General features: G+C 69.4%; 19 protein-coding genes. 9 read left to right on the forward strand and 10 right to left on the reverse strand.

The annotated features are described in order from the left end of the window. Positions 1 to 5: 5 nt before the first annotated feature. The 4 genes from AVP41_RS00380 to AVP41_RS00395 form a co-directional block, all read right to left on the reverse strand. The gene (locus AVP41_RS00380; protein ID WP_231902633.1) at positions 6 to 1112 is read right to left on the reverse strand and encodes a FecCD family ABC transporter permease; all 1107 of its coding nucleotides are present in this window, start codon (positions 1110 to 1112) and stop codon (positions 6 to 8) included. Next, positions 1109 to 2194 carry a FecCD family ABC transporter permease gene (locus AVP41_RS00385; RefSeq protein ID WP_067159170.1) on the reverse strand — a complete coding sequence of 362 codons (1086 nt, stop codon included), beginning with the start codon at positions 2192 to 2194 and terminating at the stop codon, positions 1109 to 1111. Before AVP41_RS00385 ends, AVP41_RS00380 begins: the two co-directional genes overlap by 4 nt. Positions 2195 to 2198: 4 nt before the next feature. After that, positions 2199 to 3248 carry an ABC transporter substrate-binding protein gene (locus tag AVP41_RS00390; protein ID WP_067159173.1) on the reverse strand — a complete coding sequence of 350 codons (1050 nt, stop codon included), beginning with the start codon at positions 3246 to 3248 and terminating at the stop codon, positions 2199 to 2201. Positions 3249 to 3391: 143 nt separating this feature from the next. Further along, the gene (locus AVP41_RS00395; protein ID WP_067159176.1) at positions 3392 to 4219 is read right to left on the reverse strand and encodes a helix-turn-helix transcriptional regulator; all 828 of its coding nucleotides are present in this window, start codon (positions 4217 to 4219) and stop codon (positions 3392 to 3394) included. Between the two features lie 138 nt (positions 4220 to 4357). Here AVP41_RS00395 and AVP41_RS00400 point away from each other — a divergent pair, with 138 nt between their 5' ends. After that, entirely contained in the window at positions 4358 to 5236 is an 879-nt protein-coding gene (locus AVP41_RS00400) for an AraC family transcriptional regulator (RefSeq protein ID WP_067162637.1), read from the forward strand. On the opposite strand, the gene AVP41_RS00405 is transcribed toward AVP41_RS00400, so the two are convergent. Beyond that, positions 5226 to 5966: a GAP family protein gene (locus AVP41_RS00405; RefSeq protein WP_197464229.1), complete on the reverse strand. Its 741-nt coding sequence runs from the start codon at positions 5964 to 5966 to the stop codon at positions 5226 to 5228. The genes AVP41_RS00400 and AVP41_RS00405 overlap by 11 nt on opposite strands. Then, on the reverse strand, positions 5963 to 6445 hold the full coding sequence (locus tag AVP41_RS00410; protein ID WP_067159179.1) for a hypothetical protein: 483 nt from the start codon (positions 6443 to 6445) through the stop codon (positions 5963 to 5965). The genes AVP41_RS00405 and AVP41_RS00410 overlap by 4 nt, the downstream gene beginning before the upstream one ends. 73 nt (positions 6446 to 6518) lie before the next feature. Here AVP41_RS00410 and AVP41_RS00415 point away from each other — a divergent pair, with 73 nt between their 5' ends. Further along, a complete protein-coding gene (locus AVP41_RS00415) occupies positions 6519 to 7100 on the forward strand; it encodes a TetR/AcrR family transcriptional regulator (RefSeq protein WP_067159182.1) in 582 nt (193 codons plus the stop codon). A 23-nt stretch (positions 7101 to 7123) separates the two neighbouring features. On the opposite strand, the gene AVP41_RS00420 is transcribed toward AVP41_RS00415, so the two are convergent. Together AVP41_RS00420 and AVP41_RS00425 are read right to left on the reverse strand one after the other, a co-directional pair. Next, positions 7124 to 7327, reverse strand: a complete 204-nt coding sequence (locus AVP41_RS00420; RefSeq protein ID WP_067159185.1) for a helix-turn-helix domain-containing protein — start codon at positions 7325 to 7327, stop codon at positions 7124 to 7126. Next, the gene (locus AVP41_RS00425; RefSeq protein WP_067159189.1) at positions 7327 to 7821 is read right to left on the reverse strand and encodes a DUF2975 domain-containing protein; all 495 of its coding nucleotides are present in this window, start codon (positions 7819 to 7821) and stop codon (positions 7327 to 7329) included. The genes AVP41_RS00420 and AVP41_RS00425 overlap by 1 nt, the downstream gene beginning before the upstream one ends. A 56-nt stretch (positions 7822 to 7877) precedes the next feature. Between AVP41_RS00425 and AVP41_RS00430 the strand changes: the two genes are divergently transcribed. Next, positions 7878 to 8858, forward strand: coding sequence for an NAD(P)-dependent oxidoreductase (locus AVP41_RS00430; RefSeq protein WP_269454411.1), 981 nt, complete (start codon positions 7878 to 7880; stop codon positions 8856 to 8858). A gap of 34 nt (positions 8859 to 8892) precedes the next feature. Here AVP41_RS00430 and AVP41_RS00435 read toward each other — a convergent pair whose 3' ends face one another. After that, positions 8893 to 10596 carry a 2-isopropylmalate synthase gene (locus AVP41_RS00435; protein ID WP_067162641.1) on the reverse strand — a complete coding sequence of 568 codons (1704 nt, stop codon included), beginning with the start codon at positions 10594 to 10596 and terminating at the stop codon, positions 8893 to 8895. A 212-nt stretch (positions 10597 to 10808) separates the two neighbouring features. Between AVP41_RS00435 and AVP41_RS00440 the strand changes: the two genes are divergently transcribed. Continuing rightward, positions 10809 to 11477, forward strand: coding sequence for a FadR/GntR family transcriptional regulator (locus tag AVP41_RS00440; protein ID WP_067159195.1), 669 nt, complete (start codon positions 10809 to 10811; stop codon positions 11475 to 11477). A 54-nt stretch (positions 11478 to 11531) separates the two neighbouring features. On the opposite strand, the gene AVP41_RS00445 is transcribed toward AVP41_RS00440, so the two are convergent. Continuing rightward, on the reverse strand, positions 11532 to 12116 hold the full coding sequence (locus AVP41_RS00445) for a TetR/AcrR family transcriptional regulator (protein ID WP_067159198.1): 585 nt from the start codon (positions 12114 to 12116) through the stop codon (positions 11532 to 11534). Between the two features lie 51 nt (positions 12117 to 12167). Between AVP41_RS00445 and AVP41_RS00450 the strand changes: the two genes are divergently transcribed. From AVP41_RS00450 to AVP41_RS00470, 5 genes are all read left to right on the forward strand, one after another. After that, a complete protein-coding gene (locus tag AVP41_RS00450) occupies positions 12168 to 12653 on the forward strand; it encodes a GNAT family N-acetyltransferase (RefSeq protein WP_067159201.1) in 486 nt (161 codons plus the stop codon). Positions 12654 to 12749: 96 nt separating this feature from the next. Further along, a complete protein-coding gene (locus AVP41_RS00455) occupies positions 12750 to 13340 on the forward strand; it encodes a TetR/AcrR family transcriptional regulator (protein ID WP_067159204.1) in 591 nt (196 codons plus the stop codon). After that, complete coding sequence (locus AVP41_RS00460; RefSeq protein WP_067159207.1) at positions 13340 to 13939, forward strand: class I SAM-dependent methyltransferase; 600 nt, start codon at positions 13340 to 13342, stop codon at positions 13937 to 13939. The genes AVP41_RS00455 and AVP41_RS00460 overlap by 1 nt, the downstream gene beginning before the upstream one ends. A gap of 128 nt (positions 13940 to 14067) precedes the next feature. Further along, positions 14068 to 14373, forward strand: a complete 306-nt coding sequence (locus tag AVP41_RS00465) for a hypothetical protein (protein ID WP_157532349.1) — start codon at positions 14068 to 14070, stop codon at positions 14371 to 14373. 23 nt (positions 14374 to 14396) lie between these two features. Continuing rightward, positions 14397 to 14954, forward strand: a complete 558-nt coding sequence (locus AVP41_RS00470; RefSeq protein ID WP_157532350.1) for a hypothetical protein — start codon at positions 14397 to 14399, stop codon at positions 14952 to 14954. Positions 14955 to 14973: the final 19 nt, after the last annotated feature.

Consider the following 14973-nt stretch of genomic DNA (forward strand, 5'->3'; position numbering starts at 1 on the left):
GGTCCTCACCCGCGGGTGCGGTATTCCCGGGCGAGGAGCCACACGAGATAGAGGCCGCCGACCGAGACGGTGACGACGCCCACGGGAAGCTCCCACACGACGGCGAGCGCGTCCGCGAGCACCACGAGCAGGGCACCGGTGCACATCGCGGTCACGGGCTGCATCGGGGTCTGGGCGCGGGTGAGTCGCTGCGCGATCTGCGGAGCCGCCAGGGCGATGAACGAGATGGGCCCGGCTGCGGCGGTCACGAGGGCGATCATTCCGACGCCCACCAGCAGTGCGTGCCGTCGTACCCGCGCCACGCGGACGCCGCTGGCCGCGGCGAGGTCGTCTCCCAGCTCCAGCATCGGCAGCGAGCGGGTGAGGGGGAGTCCGAGAAGGAGCAGCGCGGTGAAGGTGAGAAGGGCGGGCCAGAACTGATCGAATCCCAGCGACGCGATGCTGCCCGCGCCCCAGGTGGCGGCCACCATCGCCTTCTCCACGCTCACGCTGAGGAGGATCCACGACGTGAGCGAGGACAGCGCGGCCGAGACGCCGATCCCGACGATGATGAGCCGGAACGAGGACACGCCGTTGCGGAAGGCGAGGGCGTAGACGAGAAGGGCGGTGAGGAAGCCGCCCACGAGCGCGGCGCCGGCCTTGGCGAGGTAGAGCTGGGCGCCGAGCACGGCCGTGACGTAGGCGACCGCGAGGTAGGAGCCGGTCGCGAACCCGATCACGTCGGGGGAACCGAGCGGATTACGGGTGAGCGTCTGGAACACGGCACCCGAGTAGGCCAGCGCCGCGCCGCACAGCAAGGCGAACAGCACCCGGGGGAGGCGCCACTGCACCACCACGCGCTCCGTCGCGGCGGACTCGGATCCGCTCAGCGCTCCCCACACCTGCCCCAGCGAGAGCTCCGACGCGCCGAGGGTCATCGCGACCAGGGCGCACAGGATCGCTGCCGTGAGCAGCAGAGCGCTCACTCGCACCCTGCGGAGGGGAATGCGCGTGCTCAGGTTTCCCCCGCGCAGCCGCCACATCGGTTCGCCGAAGTCGACGCGTGACGCCGTCTCTGCTCGGCCCTGCTTCACCTTCGCGCGGCTGATCGATCCCGGGCGCGGGGCGTTCACAGGGCCGCCGCCCGGTGACGGCGAACGAGCGCGATCAGCACCGGGGCGCCGAGAAGCCCCGTGACGATGCCCACGCGGAGCTCCCCGCTGGGAAGCACGAGGCGACCGAGCACGTCGGCGACGAGCAGGAACGCGCCGCCGAGGGCCATCGAGTAGGCGAGGATCCACCGCTGGTCGGGACCGGTGAACCACCGCACGGCATGCGGGATCATGATGCCGACGAAGGCGATGGGTCCTGCGGCGGCCACCGAGGTCCCTGCGAGCACGGTGATCGCGATCACGACGGCGACCCGCGTGAGCTGCGGGCGCGCGCCGAGTGTGTGGGAGAGCTCGTCTCCGAGAGCGAGCACGTTGAGCGCCCGGGCGCACATCATCGCCAGGACGAGTCCCGCGACGATGAGAGGCATCGCCCGGGCGACCTCGGCCAGGCTCCGACCGCCGATCGAGCCCACGCCCCAGAAGCGGATCGCCTGCATCGTCGTCTCGTTCTCCAGCACCAGCGCACTGGTCACCCCCGAGCACGCAGCGCCGAGCGCGACGCCGGCCAATGTCAGCTTCAGGCGAGTCGGCCCGCCGCGTCCCACGGAACCCAGCGCGTAGACGACGATCGTGAGGGCGAACGCGCCGAGCATCGCGAACGCGACGTAGCCGGCGGGATCCTGGAGGCCCAGAACCCCGACGGCGAAGGTCACCATGAGGGAGGCACCGGCGTTGACGCCGAGGATCCCCGGGTCGGCGAGCGGATTGCGGGTGAAAGCCTGGATCAGTCCGCCGCAGACGGCCAGCGCTGCACCGACCACGACCCCGATCACGGTGCGGGGCAGCCGTAGTTCGCGCACCAGCACGTGTTCCGCATTGCCGCCGTCGAATGCCGTCACCGCCTCCCACACGGTGGCGGTGTCGATCGCACGGCTTCCGATCATGAGGGAGGCGCACGCCGCGGCGGCCAGCACCCCCACCGCCACGACGAGACCGATCAGGCGAGGCCCCGTGCGGCGGACGGGGTCGACGGAGCCCCCGCGCCCCCTGCGCGCGGGGGACGAGGTCTCGTCTGCCGCAACCTCCGCGGGTGAACGGCCCATCGCGTCAGCGGCCCTCCACCCACGGGGTGCCCTGGAGCGCCGCCGCGATGTGGTCGATGTAGCCCGGGAGGATGTACGGCATCGACAGCACGGTGGGCGCGGTGATCGCCGCCGCCGAGGCGGGCTCGGTGAAGATCACGTAGGAACCGCTCGCGATCGGATCCCAGGAGAGGAACACCTCATTGGCGAGCGAGTAGTCGACGTCGCTGATGCCGTTGTTCGGCCACGCGATGAAGACGTCGGCAGGGACGTCCGAGAGGTTCTCCAGGCTCACCCCGGAGTACCAGAGGTTTCCCTCCGAGGTCTTCTCGAGGGTCTCCATGTACGGCGTCGACACCAGACCGAGTGCCTCGGTGATCCGCACCCGCGCGTCGTAGGCGAGGTAGGCGCCCATGCCGGGGTCTCCGGGAGTCAGCGCAAGCCCCCAGACGAAGGTCTTGTCCTCGATGACGGGATGGGAGGAGACGAGCTCCTCGATGAAGGACTCCGTCTCGGAGACGAGTCGGTCGGCTTCGTCCTCCTTGCCGAGGGCGGTACCGATCGTCTCGGTCATCCCCTGCCAGGTCCCCGGATCGAAGGGCCCGTCGATGTAGGGAATGGTCGGTGCGATCTCGCTCAGCCGGGCGTACTCGACGTCGGAGATGCCCGTGTACAGGCCGAGGATCAGGTCAGGCTCCAAGGCCTGGATCGCCTCGTAGTTCGGGCCGTCCTCCAAGGCGGGGATGACGGTCGGGCGCTCGTCGAAGTTCGCCGTGATGTAGTCGTCGAACCAGGGCAGATAGCCGTTGTCGTTCGCGCCCCACAGCTCTTCGACTCCGACGGGGTTGACGCCCAGCGCGGCGACGATGTCCGCGCTCATGAGGCCGAGGGTGACGACCCGCTGCGGGTGCTCCGGTACCGTCGTGCGGCCGTGGGCGTGTTCGATCACGGCTCCGCTCTCCGGCGCCGATGCGCCGGAGTCTGCGGTCTCTCCGGCGCACCCCGACATGACGAGGGCGACGGCGAGGAGGGCGGTGATCAGCGGGGCACGTCGGCGCGCGCGTGCAGGCGACATTCTGCTCCTTTGGGGAGTTCATCGGGACTCGGGTGGATCCCGGGGCTAGGTAAGGCTGTCCTAATAACCGTACGGAGCGCCCGACGGTGCGATGCGCGCAAACGGGACCAAGTTCGTCGCCTTTCGGACAGGTGCAGAGTGCGTCAGGCGGTTGCGCGGGCGGCTTCCGCGCCGTACTCGCGCGGCGTGCGCCCGGAATGCGCCTTGAAGACCGCGGCGAAGGCGCTCACGCTGTCGTAGCCGCTCGCGGCGGCCGCCGCGGCGACGGTCGCGCCGTCATCGAGCATTCCCTCGGCGCGAACCATCCGCACGAGCGTGCGCCAGCGCCCGAAGGACATGCCGACCTCGCTCTGGAAGATCCGCGCGATGGTGCGTTCGTGCAGGGAGTGTGCGCGGGCGAGCTCGGTGAGACTGTGCCGCGCGTCGGGCGCGTCGAGCACGGCGGAGACGACATCCCGGATGCGTTCGTCGGAGGGGAGCGGGATCCGGCCGCGGTCGGCGTCGTGATCGGGAGCGCTCGCCCGGAGGAGGGGGAGAAAAGCCTCCTGCATGCGGAGGCGGACCCCGGGCGCGACCTCTGCCACGTCGAGGTAGAGGAGCATCTCGCGGACGGCGCGCGGCAGGGCGACCGGCTCAGGCCGGTCGTCGTCCTCGCCGGAATCGGCCGCCGACACGTAGGTGAAGCACGCCACCGACCCCTGTTCCTGATGAGCGGTGTGAGCGACGCCCGCGGGCACCCAGAGGCCGCGACCCGGCGCGAGGCGCCTCACCGCATCGCGCAGGTGCAGCCACACGGCCCCGCGCTGGCACCAGACGAGCACCGGGTCGGGATGCGTGTGGGGCGGGGCGATGAGACGCGCCCGCGGCCCGCTGTCGGCCGGCACCACGTTGGTGGTCAGCACGTAGGGCTTCGCGATGATCGAGGGAAGAAGAGGCGCCCGATCCCAGAGCGGGGGGTCGAACCGGAGCATGGCTTCATTTTCCCGCACGCGCCTTCGCCCTCGTTCCGCGAGGGCCGAGTGCGGAGGACCGAGAATGATCGCATCGGTCCGCAACGATCGGGTGCGCGCACCGCGCGGTCCGCAGGATGGACGCAGAAGGGAGTCGCCGTGATCGCTGAGCTCAACCGACTGATCGATGTCGTCGAGACGCATCTGTCCGACGAGATCGATGTGGCCCGTGTGGCCAACGCGAGCGGAACGACCGAGTACCACCTGCGCCGGATGTTCTCGTCGCTGACGGGCATGCCGCTGTCGGAGTACGTGCGACGACGGCGGATGACCGTCGCCGCCGCGGACGTGATCGACGGGGCACCGCTCCTGGAGATCGCCGTGCGCTATGGCTACGGCTCGACCGAGGCGTTCGGGCGGGCCTTCCAGGCCGTCCACGGAGTCACCCCCGCGCAGGTTCGGCGTGACGGCGGCCCCCTTCGATCACAACCGCACCTCAGGCTTCGCCTGACCGTCGAAGGGAACACCTCCATGGACACCCGATTGATTGACCGGCCGGCTTTCCGGCTCATCGGATACGCCGCTCGCGTGCCGCTGATCCATCACGGCCGGAACCCGCACATCGAAGCGCACATCGCATCGTTGGACCCCGGCGCGCACGACCGGCTGAAGGAACTGTCGAACACCGTCCCGGCTGGACTCCTTCAGGTGAGTGACGGCGTCGACCCGGACTACCGGGAGGGGAGCGAGCTCACCTATCTGCACGGCGTCGCGGTCGATGCCGCCACCACGCCGCCCGACGGCCTCGATGCGATCGATGTGCTCGAAGGCACCTGGGTGGTCTTCCGCTCCAGCGGTCCCTACCCCGATGCGCTGCAGACGACCTATGCCGCTGCCGCGTCGGAGTGGTTCCCCTCGAATCCCTGGCTCCTGCGCCCGGGGCCGTCGATCGTCGCCGTCGTGGAGCGAGCCGATGACTTCCAGACCGCGACCACCGAGCTGTGGATGCCGGTCGAGAGATCCTCGGTCACGCCGTGAACCAGCCGAGGTCGAAGATCGCGTGCGCGGCGAGCAGGAAGCCCACGATCCCCACGATCCAGGCCGTCGTCGCGGCGGCGTGACGCGTCAGCCACTGATCGAGGCGGGTGAGGGGGCGCTGGAGCGCGTCGTGCGCGACGAGTCTGGCGATGGTCAGGCAGGCAGCGGGCGCGATCATGACGAGGCAGTAGCCCGCGAGCAGGACGATGGAGGCCGGTCCGGCCGGACCCTGAGAGGTGATGACCCCGATCGCCGCCAGGTACGGCAGCATCGAGGCGGCCTCGATCGCGACGGCAGTGAGCGCGAGAGCGGCCAGGGCGATCGTCGAGGCTGACCGACGGTCGTCCTCGCCCATGATGCGGCTGCGCCAGCGGACGAGCCGACCGCCGCCGGCTGCGGCGCGCTCCGCGGCTCGAGCCCGGGCTCGCCGAGTGTCCATCAGCTGACTGACGGCGACGAGCGCGATGCCGAGGAGGAGCTGGCCGATGAGGAAGACGGGCGAGTGAAGGGTGTGGGCGTGGGCGTCGAGGAAGGCTCGGGCGCCCACCAGCAGGACGACTCCCAGCGCGAGGTAGGCGAGGGCGACGCTGGCGAGGTAGACGAGAATCCGTCCGATGCGCACCGTGCCCGGTGCGGTGAGAAGCCAGACCGGGATGAGGAGCGTGCCGAAGCTCGTCGAGTCGAGGAGGGCCAGCACGACGAGCGTGCCGGCCGCGCCGGCGTCGATCACGACGGTCCGAGCTGGAGGCGCCGCTCGCAGGTCGCCGTGGCACGGCTGCCTTCGGAGCGACGGGAGGCGACCTCCACGCCGTCGACCAGGATGCGGCACCGGACGAACGTCGCGCCCGGCCCGGCGTGCACCTCGACCGTCGTCGCCCGCAGGGGAAAGAACGCGTCGGTCGACACCGTGAACTCGCGCCGAAACGGCACGGAGACCGCGTCTTCGAACAGGCTCTGCGGGTTGCGGGGGGAGCGGATCTCGACGGCGAGGTCTTCGGCGGTCGATCCATCGCTGTCGATCTCCACCGTCACGACGATCGATCGCTGAGCAGTGGTGCCGGGGTCCGACGCGAGGGGCGACGGCGAGGCGGGAGCGCCGGTGAGGCCGGCGAGGGTGTCATCGACGACCCCGCAGCCGACCATCGTCAGGGTGATGCCGAGCGCCGCGGCGCCGGAGACCAGCCGGGCGACACGTGAGCTTCGAGCCATGAGCCCACCTCCCGTTGTAGTACGACTGTGCTAGTTCCTCGTTACTGTAGCACGGTCGTGCTACAGTCGCTCCATGTCCCGCAGCATCGACCTCGCCGCGCGCAAGGCGCAGCTCGCCGAGGCGGTGTGGCAGGTGATCCTCGACCGGGGGATCTCGGCGGTCTCGGTGCGAACCGTGGCCGAGCAGGCCGGCCTCGTCGTGGGATCCCTGCGGCACGTGTTCCCGACGCGGGCTGAGCTGCTGTCGTTCTCGGCGGAGTTGATGGTGCAACGGGCCACGGAACGCGTCCTCGCGACCCCGTGGTCCGACGATCCTCAGCGGTATGCGCGAGACGTCATCTCGCGACTTCTGCCTCTCGATCCCGACAGTCGGGCGGAACTGGAAGTGAACCTCGCCCTCGTGGCGGAGTGTCCGGCCCAGCCGAGCCTTCGCGATATCCGCGACCACGCGCACGCGCAGCTCCTCGAGGTGTGCGTGCGGCTGGTCGAGCTCCTCACGGGGCGGGCGCGGGATCCCGAGCTGGTGATCACGGCGCGTCGGCTGCACGCGATCGTCGACGGGCTCGCCCTCCATCTGCTGCACGGCGACGGCGATGAGCAGAGCGTGCGGGCGATCGTGAGCGAGGAGATCGGTCGCATCGCCGAGACGGCGTGAGGTTCGCGGCCGCGCAGACGGGGTCAGTCCTCGTAGTGCAGCAGGTCTCCCGGTTGGCACTCCAGCACGCGGCATATCGAATCGAGGGTCGAGAACCTGACGGCCTTCGCGCGACCGTTCTTGAGCACCGCGACATTCGCGGGAGTGATGCCGATCGCCTCGGCGAACTCTCCCACGCTCATCCCCCGCTGCGCGAGCATGCGGTCGATGGTGATGCGGATGGCCATCAGACCACCTCGTCGAGCTCGGCGCGCAGCCCGATCGCGCCGCGCAGGAGTGACCGGAGGACGAGCGTGAGAAAGGCCAGTGCTGCCAGGGTGAGGCACGCGAGAGCAAGCACGAGGCCCAGGAAGGGGCTTCCCGCCTGGCCGTTCGCGATGACGACCACGGCGGTGACGATCAGCACGACGCCGAGCAGCAGGAGCACCACGATCGCATCGACCCACAGCAGCGACGGGCGCGTCAGCATGGCGCCCGTGTAGATGCGGTGGACGAGAAGTGCGATCACCACGAGAGTCATGAGCCCGAGGATCGTGAACGACATCGCGACGGCCAGAAGGGGCGTCTGCAGTCCGGCGTACTCGGGGAAGCTCTCCGCCAGGCTCGCCGAGACGCCGGGGAGCCAGACTCCGGCGACGAGCCCGATGGCGAAGAGCAGGCCGAGGAAGACGTGCGTGGCGATGACCAGTCCGGCGGACGGGCGAGGGATAACGGGATTCATATATCGAGTTTCGATAGATATCTATCGAAAGTCAATAGGTTGGACGCGTCGGTGACATCGTCTGCCGGCGGCATCTCTCGTACACTCACCGACGAGATGGACGACGACACGAAGGACGACGCATGACCGCACGCACGGTGGGTTTCATCGGTCTCGGCATCATGGGCGTGCCCATGGCCACCCGTCTCGTGCGGGCCGGGTTCGACGTCGTGGTGTGGGCGCGGTCGGCCGCACCCATGGCCGAGCTGGTGTCGATCGGCGCGCGGTCGGCACGCGATGCGGCGGGTGTGTTCGCGGAGGCCGAGACGGTCGTTCTGATGCTGCGTGACGAGGCTGCCGTCGATGACGTGCTCCGCCGCGGCAGTGCGCCGTTCACCGAGATGGTCGCCGGTCGCACGGTCGTGCAGATGGGGACGTTCACGCCCGCCTTCTCGAGCTCTCTCGCGCGCGAGGTCGGTGAGGCTGGTGGCCGGTATGTCGAGGCGCCCGTCTCCGGCTCCCGTGGCCCCGCCATCGAAGGCACGCTCGTCGGGATGCTCGCCGGCGACCCCGACGCCGTCGCGCACGCAGAGCCGGTAGTGGCGGCGATGTGTGCGCAGACGTTCCGATGTGGGGAGGTCCCCTCGGCCCTCGCGATGAAGCTGGCGGTCAACACCTTCCTCATCACGATGGTCACCGGGCTCGCCGAGACCTTCCACTTCGCCACCCGTGCCGGCGCCGATCTCGACCTGCTGCGAGAGATCCTGGCGGCGGGGCCGATGGCCTCGGTCGTCTCCCGGGGCAAGGCCGAGAAGCTCACCGCGGACGACCTGTCCGCGCAGGCGGCGATCTCCGACGTCCTCAAGAACGCGCGTCTCGCGGAGGATGCCGCTCACGACGTCGGCGCGGATCACCCGCTGATCACCGCGAGTCGGAAGCTCTATGAAGAGGCGGAGGCTGCCGGGCGCGGCGGGCTCGACATGATCGGCGTGATCGCCGCTCTCGCCGCGCGGGCCGAGCCTCTGGATGAGGAGAACCCGACGGCGGTCACGATCTGAGCGTGGTCCGACTCGACGATCTCTGCTGCGGTGGTCATGGGGCGACCGCCGTCCGGGCCCCGGCGTCGGCGTTCGCGGCGCGGATCACGGCGTCGAGGGTGGCGGTGAGACTGGAGCGGTCACGACCCGCGGTCCAGGCCGAGCCGTCGGCGGTGCGGTACTCGAGAATCGTAAGGGCGTCGGCGTCCGCACGGGAGCGCATCGAGCTCTGGTGAAGCGACAGGATCTCCACCGGCATCTCATGGGCGTGCAACGCGGCTGCCAGCGCTTCGATCGGGCCTGCGTCCTGGTGCGTCGAGTGAGATTCGGTGCCGTCCACCTGGAGGGTGAGCTCCGTGCGGCCCGCCGCCTCATCGAGGTGCATCGCCGTCAGTCGCACCGCGCGGTCGTCGGCGTCGGACAGATAGGCGGCCGAGAAGATCCCCCAGATGTCCCTCGCGGTCACTTCGTCGCCGGTCGTGTCGGTGTACTGCTGCACGCGGCGGGAGAGATCCATCTGCAGCCGGCGGGGGAGTTCGATGCCGTACTCGGCCTCGAGCAGGTAGGCGATGCCACCTTTGCCCGACTGCGAGTTCACGCGGATGACGGCGTCGTAGGTGCGCCCGATATCGGCCGGGTCGATCGGCAGGTAGGGCACCCGCCACGCGATCTCCCGCTCGCTGCGGCCCTCGACGCGCGCGCGGGCGCGGTGCTCCGCCATGCCCTTCTTGATCGCGTCCTGGTGGGTGCCGCTGAAGGCCGTGTGCACGAGATCGCCGACATAGGGGTGCCGGGGGTGGATCTCCATGCGCGTGCAGTACTCGACCGTGCGGCGGATCTCATCGATGTCGGAGAAGTCGATCATCGGATCCACGCCCTGCGTGTAGAGGTTGAGGGCGAGTGTCGCGATATCGACGTTGCCGGTGCGCTCGCCGGTGCCGAAGATGCACCCCTCCACGCGCTGCGCTCCGGCGAGGACAGCGAGCTCCGCGCACGCGATGCCCGTTCCGCGGTCGTTATGGGGATGCACCGAGAGGATCACCCCATCGCGACGGGCAAGGGTGCGATCCATGTACTCGATCTGGTCGGCGTAGACGTTGGGGGTCGCGACCTCGACGGTCGCGGGGAGGTTCAGGATCACGGGTCGCGCCGGGGTGGCTTGCCAGAGTTCTGTGATCGCGTCGCAGATCTCGATCACATAGTCCGGCTCGGTCAGAGTGAACACCTCCGGGCTGAACTCGAAGCGGACGTTCGGAAGATGTCCCGCCAGCTCCCACACGTCCCGGCCGCCCGCGAGGATCATCTCGCGCAGTTCGTCGCGATCCTTGCCCAGCACCGTGTCGCGCCAGATCGGTGCGGTGGCGGCGTACATGTGGATGACGACGGGGTTCCGGACGTCACGGATCGACTCGACCGTGCGCTCGATGAGGTCGCGACGGGCGGGGGTGAACACGACGATCGTGACGTCGTCGGGCGCGATGTCGGTCTCGGCGAGGAGCCGCACGAAGTCATAGTCGGTCTGCGACGCTGACGGATAGCCGACCTCGATCTCGGTGTAGCCCATGCGCACCATCAGCTCGAACAGTCGGCGCTTCCGCTCGGGGTCCATCGGTTCCGCAAGGGCCTGATTGCCGTCGCGGAGGTCGACCGGCACCCACAGGGGAGCCGCGGTGATCCGGCGGGTGGGCCACCGGCGATCGTGATCGGCGAGGGGCACATCGACGCGCGTGTACACATCGGTGTAGCGGTGGGCGGGCATGCCGGAGGGGCGCTGGCGGTTCCAGGCGGCGGTGGAGGTGGTGGGCACGGCAGGTTCCTTCGAGGTCTGGAGAATGACAGACCGGCACAGGTTCGGCTCCACGACGGGGAGCCGGTCTCGCTACGCCCCGCCGCGGCGGCGAAGAAGGAGGAAGGAACGCGGGATCACGGCTAGACTGTAACACAAGTCCTCAGACAAGTAGAGGAGATGAGGTGACACAGCTGAAGCGGATCCCGCTCGCGGATCAGGCGGCCGACGCCCTGCTCGCACGCATCCGATCGGGGGAGTGGGCGCTGGGAGCGAAGCTCCCCGGAGAGACGACGCTCGCCCCGCAGCTGGGTGTCGGGCGTTCCACGGTCAGAGAGGCCATCCGCCAGCTCGCCGGCCGCGGCGTGCTCGATTCCCGCCACGGCTCCGGCGTCTACGTGACCTCGCTCGACGCGCAGGAAGACTGGGAGCAGGTGGTACGCCGCGCGGACATCCTCACGGTGATCGAGGCGCGGACGGCGATCGAGGTCGAGGCGGCTGCTCTCGCTGCGGTCCGCCGTACCCCGGCAGACCTGCGGGCGATCCGGCGGGCCCTCGGCGCGCGGACGGTGCCCGGGCAGAGCCTCGAGGAGCACGTCGATGCCGACATGGCGCTGCATCGCGCCATCGTGGTCGCGGCTCACAACGAGGTGCTGACGGAGCTCTTCGACGGTTTCGTCCCGCGAAGTCGCCGCGCCATGATCGACATGCTGCGTCTGCGTCCGGTCGCCGATGCGGCGGGTGACCACGACGCCCACGCGGCCGTCGTCGCCGCGGTCGTCGACCGTCAGCCCCACAGCGCTGCCCGGGAGAGCCGGGCACATCTCGATGCATTGAAGGCGGGCCTCGTCTGAGGGTGGACGTTCCAGCGGCGGGGCGTCCTGCGAGGGTGGGGCGAACGGCCCTCGCTATGCTGCCAGCGCGGAGTCCAGCACCGTCTCGAGTGCGGCGCGCTGCCTCTCGGGGCTCCAGAACTCGGGGTCGCCCACCGCGAGAGCCGTGATCCCTTCGACGCTGGCCGCGAGGGCCGCGGCGCGCGCCTCGCGGTCGGGAGCGGGTGCCCCGGTGGCTTCGCGGAGGAGGCGCGTCAGCCGCTCGACGAAGGCGCGACTGTTCGTGACGTGCTTCGCCCGCAGAACCGGGTCGCCGAGGGCGGCGGCGAGGAAGGCGACCCACGCCCTTGCCTCGGCCAAGCGTTCCGCGTCGAGGGCCAGCGCTCCGGTCGTGACCGCTCGCAGTGCGGTCGCCGCGTCGGGGGCATCCGCCTCGAGCGCCTCGGCTCGTGCCCGAGTGCGCTCGTGCAGCACATCGCGCGCGTGGAGGAGAAGTGCCCGTTTGTCGGGAAAGGTGTGCAGGACCAGGCCGGTGGTGCACCCGGCGCGGGCCGCCACGGCGCGAAGAGTCAGACCCCCCGGGCCCGATTCGGCGAGCGTCAGGAACACCGCCTCCGAGAGTCGGGCGCGGTGGGCGCTGTCGTCACGGTGTCGGGGCATGAGGTGAGCGTAACAGGTGTTACGGTAACGAATGTTACGGAAAGGACTGCGATGCGCTGGACCATCACGACGACCCCCTTCGACGACCCGGAGGCCGACCGCCTCCGCCGCGCGCAGCGAGAGGAGCTCGACGCGCGCTACGGCGTGAGCGACCACGAACCGGGGGTGCCCCCGTCGGCCGCAGATGTTCCGGTCTTCCTCGTGGCGAAGGACGCCGAAGGGGTCGCCGTCGCCTGCGGCGGATTGCGTCCCCTCGCCGAGCACGTGCTCGGCGCCGGCGTGGTCGAGATCAAGCGCATGTACACCGTGCCTTCGGCGCGCGGCACCGGTGTCGCCACCGCGGTGCTTCGTGCCTTGGAGCGTGAAGCGCGCGGTCTGGGTGCGCGCCGCCTCGTCTTGGAGACCGGAACTGCGCAGCCCGATGCGATCCGCTTCTATCAGCGCGAGGGGTATCAGCCGATCCCGCTCTTCGGCTCGTATGCCGGCTCGGACAACTCGGTGTGCTTCGGGCGAAGGCTCGACGATTCCCTGGACTGACCTCCTCGGGGTGGGTCGCTGGTGCCGCCGTGGTGTCCCCGGCGTCGAAGCGATCCAGGGCGCGTCGCGGCTGTTCAGTTGTGCTAATTTTTGTTCATGCAGACAAAGCTGTCGATCACGTCGCAAGCCCGTCGGGCTCAGATCATCGAGGCGACCGTGCGTGTGATCGAGAGGGAAGGGCTGTCGAAGGCCTCATTCGGTCGGATCGCCGGGGAGGCGGAGCTGTCGAGTCCGGGGATGATCAGCTATCACTTCGCCGACAAGGACGAGTTGCTCGCGGCCGTGTGCGACACGATCCTCGATGACTGCGCGACGGCGCTCGCGAGAGCGGTGAGCGCCGCCGAGTCTCCGGTGGCGGCTCTGTCCTCCTACCTCTTCGCGTTCGTTCGTTGGCAAGACGATCATCGGACCGCGGTGGCGGCGTTGTGGCAGCTGGCCGCAGGTTGGAGGAGACCTGCGACGACGTGCGCCTTCGACGAGTCGCCGCTGATCGATCCGCTGCGACGCGCTCTGCGAGAAGGCCGCGGTGCGGGCGCGTGGCGTCCGCTTCACGAGGAGTGGGTCGCGCAGGCCGTGTTCTGCGCGGGCAAGGGGTATCCGCAAGCGCGGTATGACGATCCCGATCTGGATGCCGACGCCTTCGCCCGGACGCTCGTCGACCTCTTCACCGACGGGCTCCGCTCGTGATGTCCGCGGCACAGGGCGTCTCCGCAGGTGGTGGATGGGGCGCCTACGTCGCTGCCCGCGACGCGGCAGTGCGCGAGTTGCGTGGGCGCGTGCTCGAGATCGGGGCGGGATACGGGGCGAACTTCGCCCAGCTGCGTGCAGACGTCCAGTGGTGGGGGCTGGAGCCGTCTCCGCGGCGACGGGGAGCGCTCGAGGCGGCGGCGCGCCGTCATGGGCACGACACCCCACCCCTGGCGGCCCCCGCCGAGGATATCCCCATTGCGGACGCCAGCGTGGATGCGGTGCTGGGGACCACGGTCCTCTGCAGTGTGCGAGATCAGGCACGGGTCCTGGACGAAGTCGCCCGAGTGCTGGTGCCCGGGGGTCGAGTGGTCCTGGCCGACCACGTCGCGGCACGCCCCGGGACCGGGTCGTACCGCCTGCAACGGATGGTGCGCCCGTGGTCGAGGTTGCTCGACCACGGCTGTGATCCTCTCCGCGATACCGAGCGCGCGGTGGGAGCGAGCCCTCTTCTCGTCGATTCCGTCGAGCGGTTCGAGATTCCCGTGATCGCTCGCCTTCGTGTGCCCTTTGTCGTCATCCGTGCGTATTCCCGCTGAATTCGCGGAGAATGTCGATCCGTTCGGGGGCCTCGACAGACATATCGCTCTCACATAGTGTGGAGCGCATCGCGGATGTGGCGATCCGTCGCGTGCGCAAAGGATCGAGAGGAATGACAATGGTGTCGATGAAGAAGAGAATCGCGGGATTCGCCGCCGCAGCCGCGCTTGCGGCCGGCGCACTTGTCGCCGTAGGCCCGGCGGGGCCGGCGGCGGCGGCCAGTTGCGACGTCATCGGATCGCGCTCGGACACGACGGCGAGCTATGCCCGCACCGGGGGAACATGCTCCTCCATCCGCGCCTACATCTCGCGTCTCAACCCGTCGACGGGGGTCGTCTCGACCTACACGGGCGCGTGGCGTTCCAGCGGCTACTCCACGGTGACGGCGTCGAACGGATACCCTTATAGCGGCGGGTTCGACGTGTCGTGGTGACGCGCCGACAGGCACGTCGCTCGATGCTCGCGCTGATCCTCATCGGCGCGAGCATCGGCGTCGGCGGATGCGCAGCCGAGAACGGGGGCGGTGACGCACGCGTAGACCGTGTGCTCAAGGACTTCGCCGGAACGACGCTCTCCGACTTCGAGACCGCTGTCCTCGAGGATGGCGCCGTGTCGCAGGCGGAGTACGACGAGGCGTTTGCCGCGTGGCGTACGTGCGCCGAAGGTCGCGGGCTGACGGTCACCGCTGAGCGGGACGAGTTCGGCATGTACAGGCTGGCGACCACGCGTCCGCGAGATCAGGCGACGGATGACCGTCTCGAGCAGGATCGGATGATCTCCGATGAGTGCGCGCGTGGAACTCTTATGGTGATCGACGCGGTATATCGGGATCAGACGCTGAATCCGAAATCTCGCGATTGGAACGACGGTGTCGTCGACTGCCTGAGAGAACAAGGCCTGGTGGAAGCGGACTACACCCGAGAGAAACTGCTGTCCGGTTCGCCGCCGCTTTCCGAGCAGGCACTGGCGTCGGCATGTCTGGAGAATCCGTTCGGGGTCACTGGTACACAATGACGAGAGACCGGGGGAGCAC

Origin of the sequence: Microbacterium sp. TNHR37B, assembly GCF_001620065.1 — a bacterium.
Taxonomy (GTDB): Bacteria; Actinomycetota; Actinomycetes; order Actinomycetales; family Microbacteriaceae; genus Microbacterium.